General features: G+C 58.8%; 5 protein-coding genes. 3 read left to right on the top strand and 2 right to left on the bottom strand.

The features are described from left to right. The first annotated feature begins 130 nt into the window (after positions 1-130). The gene (locus Q0106_RS04640; protein ID WP_297609511.1) at positions 131-1,732 is read left to right on the top strand and encodes an AAA family ATPase; all 1,602 of its coding nucleotides are present in this window, start codon (positions 131-133) and stop codon (positions 1,730-1,732) included. Positions 1,733-1,860: 128 nt separating this feature from the next. After that, entirely contained in the window at positions 1,861-3,153 is a 1,293-nt protein-coding gene (locus tag Q0106_RS04635) for a dicarboxylate/amino acid:cation symporter (RefSeq protein WP_297609508.1), read from the top strand. Between the two features lie 76 nt (positions 3,154-3,229). Here the strand turns inward: Q0106_RS04635 and Q0106_RS04630 are convergent, their stop codons facing one another. Beyond that, the gene (locus Q0106_RS04630) at positions 3,230-3,973 is read right to left on the bottom strand and encodes a hypothetical protein (RefSeq protein WP_297609505.1); all 744 of its coding nucleotides are present in this window, start codon (positions 3,971-3,973) and stop codon (positions 3,230-3,232) included. Positions 3,974-4,261: 288 nt separating this feature from the next. On the opposite strand from Q0106_RS04630, the gene Q0106_RS04625 reads away from it, so the two are divergent. Continuing rightward, positions 4,262-5,761, top strand: a complete 1,500-nt coding sequence (locus Q0106_RS04625; protein WP_297609502.1) for an FAD-dependent oxidoreductase — start codon at positions 4,262-4,264, stop codon at positions 5,759-5,761. Between the two features lie 85 nt (positions 5,762-5,846). Here the strand turns inward: Q0106_RS04625 and Q0106_RS04620 are convergent, their stop codons facing one another. Then, positions 5,847-7,463 carry a gamma-glutamyltransferase family protein gene (locus Q0106_RS04620; RefSeq protein WP_297609499.1) on the bottom strand — a complete coding sequence of 539 codons (1,617 nt, stop codon included), beginning with the start codon at positions 7,461-7,463 and terminating at the stop codon, positions 5,847-5,849. Between the last annotated feature and the right edge of the window lie 248 nt (positions 7,464-7,711).

Raw genomic sequence — 7,711 nt, 5'->3', positions numbered from 1 at the left:
GAGAAATTCAGGAAATTCCCATTTTGAGTGCAGTCAGGCTGGGAAGTTCAGGAAGGACATGCCGTAGTTTTCCACGGCCTGTCGTAGACTAACGGAGTCTCTTCAGATTCCTTCGCTTTTCCCGAGTTTTATGACTGAAAACGTTCCTGCAGCCAATCCTCTTTCCACAGGCATTGCCGATTTTGTCGGACTGCTTCGGAAGGGAATGATTTATGTCGATAAAACCGATCTGATCGTTGACCTTGTGAACCGGGATCAGTACGTCTTCCTCTCTCGCCCGCGCCGCTTTGGTAAATCACTGCTCATTTCCACATTGAAAACGCTTTTTACGGAAGGTGCCTCAGCTTGCCAGGGTCTCAAGGCCGAAAAACTCTGGACGCGACCGAAGCGAAAAGTCCTCCATCTCGATTTTTCGGACATGGTGTTTCAAACCCATGAAGAATTTCTGCTGGCCTTCGATGAACTCCTCACGATGGCCATTGCCGAAGCGGGTTTTGAGGAGCCGAACGTCCCTACTGGCAACCCACTCCTTAAGTGGCGCATGTTTCTTAGCCGCCTCGAGCCGGTGAGTCTGGTACTCCTCGTTGATGAATACGATTCGCCCCTCTCAGCCGCTCTGAATGAACCGGAATTGTTTGAATCCGTCCGAAGCACCATTTCAGGATTCTTCATCGCGAACAAGAAGCAATCCGGAAAGTTCGACTTCACCTTCATCACGGGAATAATGAAGTTCCCGCAGGCATCCATTTTTTCCGCCTTCAACAACATCGTCGACATTTCTCTTGACGAACATTTTGGAACACTCCTCGGCTACACAGAAGCTGAGATACGCAGCTATTTTTCGCCGTATCTGGAAAAGGCGGCGCTCTACTTCGGTCTGACGGTCGATCAACTCATCAAGGAAATGGCAGAGCACTATGACGGCTACTGCTTTGAAGCAACGGCAACAAAACACGTCTTCAGTCCGTGGTCCGTTCAGAACTTCCTGAGACGCTATCCGGAGGAGCAGTTCGGTCGATATTGGGTCAAGTCCGGCGGATCTCCTCGGCTCCTCATTAATTTTCTGAAGGAAAATGGCGAGCTCAGGTTTGAAGCCTTCGACAAGCCTCAGTACGCGAAGCGCTCGGAGCTTGAATCCTGCGCGCATATCCTCGAACTCGATCCGAAGCTCCTCCTGACGAATGTCGGCTACCTCACAATTAAAGGTAAAGAGAACGGTCTTCTCGTCCTCGGTTATCCCAATCAGGAAGTGCGCGACGCCTTTGCAGAAATCCTTTCAACGGCCTACTGGCCGCAGGATCTCATGCGTTCGCAGATTGCGAGGCGCTTTGTCCATGGGCTTGAAGCCGGTAATCCGGATCATGTTCTTGAATCGTTGAACGAGCTCATCCATCGCCTTTCCTACCAGGGCATGCAGCATCCGAACGAGGAACTCATTCGACAAATCGTGCAGGTCTTCTGCGAAGGCGCCGGTCTTGACGCGAGCATTGAACGCGTTTCTCCCAATGGCAGAAGCGATCTTGAGCTTGAAACCCGGAAAACCGATGCAGTAATCGAATTCAAGATGGCGCAAACGGAAAAAGAGGCGCCTCAGCGCCTCGAGGCCGCGCTCGCTCAGATTGAAACTCACCGATACGGCTTCAAGCGCCCGGGGCGTCCGCTTATTCGTCTGGGTCTGGTTTTTGCAAAGGATACAAAGCGCTTTGCGGCGATCGGGCGGCTTCCCGGTTAAAGCGCCCGGGGCTTCTCCTTTGGTGTTCCTGTTCCCGTCTTTCTGAAGAGTCTATTCCTGACTTATTCAATCAAGAATAGAATTAACGAATCCCTCTTTCCCGAACGCCTGAACAAGGACACCCGACCATGGAAACCCAAAATCCGAAAGAAGCCGCCGAAGCCCCGGAGAACGCCTCGGCGCGTTCGAGCGGCTGGACGCTTCTCATCCTTTACGTTGCCGCCATCCTTCTCGGCGTCGCGAACGGCCTCTGGGGGTCCGAACTCGGACGCACGAGCGCCGACTTCATTTCGACCCTCTTCATCCGCATCTTCAAATTCGTCTCGGTGCCGATCATTGCGGTGTCGATCATTTCGACGCTTGCCGGCATCTCGCGCTCAGGGAATTCCGGGAAGATCTTCCGCCACACGATCTTCTACACGCTCTTCACGACGATTCTTGCCGCGGCGCTTGCGGCGCTCCTCTACGAACTCTTCACGCCCGAGAACGTCTCCGTGGCGGCCTCCGCTGCGGCGCCGCTCTCGTCCGTTGCGAACGCCGGCGGCGAAGGCTACCTCAAGTACGTCGAATCGGTGATTCCGGACAACATCCTCGCGCCCTTCCTTTCGGCCAATGTTCTCTCGGTTCTCCTCATTTCCGCCGCGGTCGGCATTGCGATCGCGCGCATTCCCGCATCACGCTCGCAGGAAGTGCTCCTCGCCTTCTTCGCGGGGCTCCAGGAAGTGCTCTTCAAGATCGTTTCCTGGGTGATCAAGGCGCTCCCCATCGGCATCTTCGGCTTCACCTCCGTGCTTGCCTCGGATCTCTCGTCCGGCATTGAACTCGGGGGCCTCGGCACCTACTTCATGGTGGTGCTCGGAGCCAACGTGATCCAGATGGCGGTTGTCCTTCCGCTCGTGCTTCTTGCCCGCGGCCTCAACCCCATCAAGGTGGTCCGCGCCATGGTGCCGGCGCTCACCGTCGCCTTCTTCTCCAAGTCCTCCGCGGGCACGCTCCCCGTCACGATGGCAAGCGCCGAGAACCGCCTCGGCATTCGCCGTCCCGTCTCGCGCTTCGTGCTTCCCATCTGCACGACCATCAACATGAACGGGTGCGCAGCCTTCATCCTGCTTACCGTCGTCTATCTCATGCAGAACGCAGGCGCCGACATTACGTTCGGCACGCTTGCCGCCTGGGTGCTGATTTCGACGATTGCCGCCGTCGGCAACGCCGGCGTCCCGATGGGCTGCTTCTTCCTCTCCGCCTCGCTTCTCGCGAGCATGAATGTGCCCATTCTCCTGATGGGCGTAATCCTGCCCTTCTACGCCGTGATCGATGCCGTTGAGACCACGCTCAACGTCTGGTCGGACAGCTGCGTGGCGGCGATGGTGAATAAGGACCTCTACGGGGAGGAATCAGAAGCCTCTCCAGAGGGAAATTAAGCGGCCGCGCTAAACCCAGAAAGCTTCAGAACGGGCTTCTCCGGAACTTTGGGAGAGGCCCGTTTTCTTTAACGCCTCAATTCTGGAGAAACCCGCGCCAATCCTTCGGGCGCGCATAGTCGCACGTGATTTCCTCGCTCGAACAGAGCCAGGCCCAGACGCCGTCCAGAGCTGAAGCGCGGATGAAGACCGTGCTTCCTTCGCTCGCAAGGTCCCCGGAAGCCTTCAATTCCGCGTAGCAGCGCTTCACCTGAATGAGGCTCGAGCTCGTGACGCGCTGCACCTGGGTTTGAGGCAGCACGGCCTCAAGCCGCACCCACTCGGCGCCGGATCTCATCTCGAGCTCGCCGTAGGCGAATGCCCAGGAAAGGAAATAGAGCCGGACCCTGTCCTGGACGGGAAGCACCGAATTGGCCGCAAGCCCGATGCGGTCCGACTGAATGCAGCATTCGAGCTGCACCTCAACGGCCTGCCTCAGGGTCTGGCACGCTTCCATCCGCTCCTTGATACGAGCATTCGGGAGCGTAATCACTTCGAGCGGCGTCACGGCGAAATATCTGCCGTTCCCGGGCCGCCCGGAATGGAAGGTGTGGTTCCCGCCGCAGATCCGATGCGCCACGGCAAGGGCCATTCCCTGCTTCGATTGGCTGTACATGCTCCCGAAGGTTCTCCCCGCCACGCCCTGCGTGATGAGCGACATGAGCGATAGTGGCATCCGGGGCGTATAGACATATTCGCCGCCGTTCAGCTGCCTCACCTGACCTTCGGCGCGAAAAAGCGCCTCGAGCTCGGGAGGCACGGGAGGCGTAATCCAGGGCATCAGGGGCTCAGCCGAACCTGCTGGTAGTTTCCATAACCTCATGCGGGGTCGGCGCACGACATTCAGCCATTGAGTCGAATATGCCATATCGCTCTGCTTTGATATTTATGTGTTTTTAAATTCTACTTTCCTCATTTCCATTTGCAAAGAGTAGCGGTATCAAATGAGACGGGTTTCAAAGGAGACTGACAGAAAGCACTCCTCTCATGCAAATTCAACTCCATCGAAAGGAGTCCTTCCAAAGGATGCCCCCAATTTGCAACGCCTAGAGAAAAAGGAGAAATTTCCATGGCCAAGCTCAAAACCCTCGCCTTTGCCGTTGCCGCTGCAATGACGCTTCCCGCCTGGGCCGACCAGAACCTCACGGCCGACCTCGTTGTCGTCGGCGCCGGTGCCGGCGGTACGGTTGCCGCGGTTGAAGCCGTTGAAGGCGGCCTCAAAACCATCATGCTTGAAAAGAACGCCTTTGCGGGCGGCGCAGGCAACTTCATGGAAGGCTCCTTCGCTGCGGAAAGCTTCATGCAGAAGGAAAAGGGCGTGAAGCTCACGAAGACCGAAGCCTTCAACCGCATGGCCGCCTACCATCACTGGCGCGTCAATGCCCCCCTCATGAAGGCCTTCGTCGACAATTCGGCCGACATGGTTCAGTGGGTGTGGGATCACGGCGTGCACTGGAAGGAAGTGAAGACCGCCTGGCGCAACAACGACGTCCTCACGTGGCACATCTATCCGAAGGCGGGTGCCCTTCCCTCCACGATGGTGAAGATCTTCAAGGAAAAAGGAGGCCAGCTCCTCCTTTCCACCCCGGCCGAAAAGCTCATCGTTGAAAACGGCAAGGTGGTGGGCGTCGAAGCCAAGAACGGTTCGGGCGAAAAGGTCACGGTCCGCGCGAAGAACGTCATTCTCGCCACCGGCGGCTACAACTTCAACGTGCCGATGGTGAAGGAAATGACCGGCATCGACATGATTCCGGTGGGTGCTCCGGGCCGCACGGGCGACGGCATCAACATGGCGATGCAGGTCGGCGCCGTGGGCGACAACATCGGTCCCATGATGATCAACGGCGCCTTCATGCCTGCCGAAGGCGAGGCGATCTGCAACGGCGCCAACAAGGAACTGCGCGCGATGTTCCGTCAGGGCCTCCTCTACGTCGACGGCACGGGCAACCGCTTCTTCAATGAAGAGCTCACGATCGACTGGCCCACCGCCTCGAACGCCATTGCCCGCACGGGCGAATGGACCTACATCGTCTTCGATGCCGCGACGGTCCGCGACTTCTCGACGAAGGGGAAGGGCTACCCGAACCCCTGCGGCAACTTCATCCAGCGCCATCAGGCCGCCACGCAGCTCGAAGCCCTCCTTCTTGAAAACGAAAAGAAGGGGAACGTCTTCATCGGCAATACCATCGAGGAAGTCGCCAAGAAGGCCGGCATGGATCCGAAGATCCTGAAGGCCTCCGCCGACGCGATGACCAAGTATGCGAAGGAAGGCAAGGACGAGCAGTTCGGCAAGGACCCCTACTACCTCCGCGCCGTCTCTGAAGGTCCCTTCTACGTGGTCCGCGGCAAGCTCAATACGCTCACGAGCCTCAATGGCGTCAAGGTGAATGCCGACCTCCAGGTTCTCGACAAGAACGATCACGTCATCCCGGGCCTCTATGCCATCGGTCATGACGCTGGCGGCATGTACGGCGACTCCTACGATCTGAAGGTTGGCGAAGGCACGGCCTCGTCCTTCGCTGTGACCTCCGGCCTCATGGCTGTGAAGCACATCCTTTCGACCAAGTAATCCGTGAAGTTGTTCCGGGCCAAGCCCGGAACAACGATGCAAAGCATCATGGGAGCGTCTTTTCAGGAAAGGCGCTCCCTTTTTCTTAAAAGCACATCACCTGGCCGTCGGTGCGCTTCTCGGTCGCGCCGCAGAGAACGCCGTCGCGATTTCTGAGAATCATCTGCCCGCGTCCCATGAGCGTCATGTCCGCCTTGATGCTCACCTCGTGCCCCATGCGCGCGAGCTTAAGGATTTCCGCCTGCGGCATGTCGGCTTCCAATTCCACGCGCTTTCCGCCCACCCACTGCCAGCGGGGAGCGTCGAGCGCCTGCTGGGGATTGAGGTGCCAGTCGATCAGGTTCTCGACCACCTGCACATGGGCCTGCGGCTGCATGAAGCCGCCCATGATGCCGAAGGGGCCGACCGCCTCGCCGTCCTTCGTGAGGAACCCGGGGATGATCGTGTGGTAGGGGCGCTTCGATCCCGCGAGGCAGTTGACGTGCCCGGGGTCGAGCGTAAAGTTGTTCGCGCGGTCGTTCATCGAAATGCCCGTTCCCGGAATGACGATCCCGGAACCGAAGCCGCGGTAGTTGCTCTGAATGAAGGACACCATCATGCCGTCCCGGTCGGCGGCGGCAAAGTAGACGGTGGAGCTTCCGCGCGGGTCGCCCGCCTTCGGGAGCATTGCCTTTTCACCGATGAGCGCCCGACGCGACGCGGCATAGTCTTCCGAAAGAAGCTCTTCGGCCGTGACCCGCATGGCGGAAGGTTCCGTCACATGCATCGCGGTATCGGCCATGGCGAGCTTCATCGCCTCGATCTGCTGATGCATGGTTTCGGCAGTCAGTGGCGCACCCAGCTTCATTCCGGCGAGGATTCTGAGCGCCATCAGCACCGTAATGCCGTGGCCGTTGGGAGGCATCTCCCAGACGTCGTAGCCCTTGTAGTTGATGCTGATCGGATCAACCCATTCGGGCTTGTAGGCGGCGAGATCGCTCGCCCTCAGGAACCCCTGATGGTCTTCGTAGAAGCGCCCGATGGCCTCAGCAATTTCGCCCCGGTAGAAGGCTTCGCCTTCGGTTTCCGCAATGCGCAGGAGGGTCTTCGCCATATCGGGAGAACGGAAGATTTCGCCCGCACGCGGTGCCCTGCCTTCCGGCGCAAAGGTCTCGAACCAGGGGGCGTACTGGGGATCCGCCTTCATGCCGGAATAGAGCCGGAAGGCCCGCTCCCAGAGGAGTGCAACGGTGGGCGACACCACAAAGCCTTCCGCGGCATAGCGGATCGCGGGCGCGAGCACGTCCTTGAAGGAGAGGCTCCCGAAGCGTTTATGCACGGCGCTCCAGGCGGCGACGCACCCCGGAACGTCGGAGGAAAGCGTGCCGTAGGCCGGGACTTCCGTGAGGCCCCGTTCCTTCATGCCCTCGATCGACGCAGCGGCGGGTGAAGGGCCGGAGCCGTTGAGGCCGTATAGCTTTCCGTCCTTCCAGACCATCACGAAAGCGTCGGACCCGAGACCGTTGCCGGTGGGTTCAACGAGCGGCATCGCCGCCGCCATCGCGACGGCGGCATCGACGGCATTCCCGCCCTTCAGGAGAATCTGCAGGCCGATTGAGGCAGCGGTGGGGTTCCCCGCGCAGGTCATGCCGTTCGCGGCATAAACCACCGTGCGGCGGGAGGAATGAGGATAGTCAAGGGGGTCAAAAGCTGGCCAGGGCATTTGGATCAATCTCGCAAAAGAGAACCCGGCGGAAGCTTTTCCATGAGCTCAGCCGGGTTCGGGGAATGTTTTTTGAAATATTAGCGTTCAGGCCGCGGGGCGGAGCGGCCGGAAAAAGTCATTCTTCTTTCCGGCCGGGACTCCGCTTCCCCGTCAGATGACGCCTTTCTTCCTAAGGCCTCTCATCACGTCGGCCACATACTGCATCTCCTGAGGACGCACGTAGGAGATGCGGCACCACGTGAGGG

It is taken from the genome of uncultured Sutterella sp. (assembly GCF_937923675.1).
Taxonomy (GTDB): Bacteria; Pseudomonadota; Gammaproteobacteria; order Burkholderiales; family Burkholderiaceae_F; genus Sutterella.
Note: the sequence above shows the minus strand (reverse complement) of the source record. Positions and strands in the feature narration are given on the sequence as shown.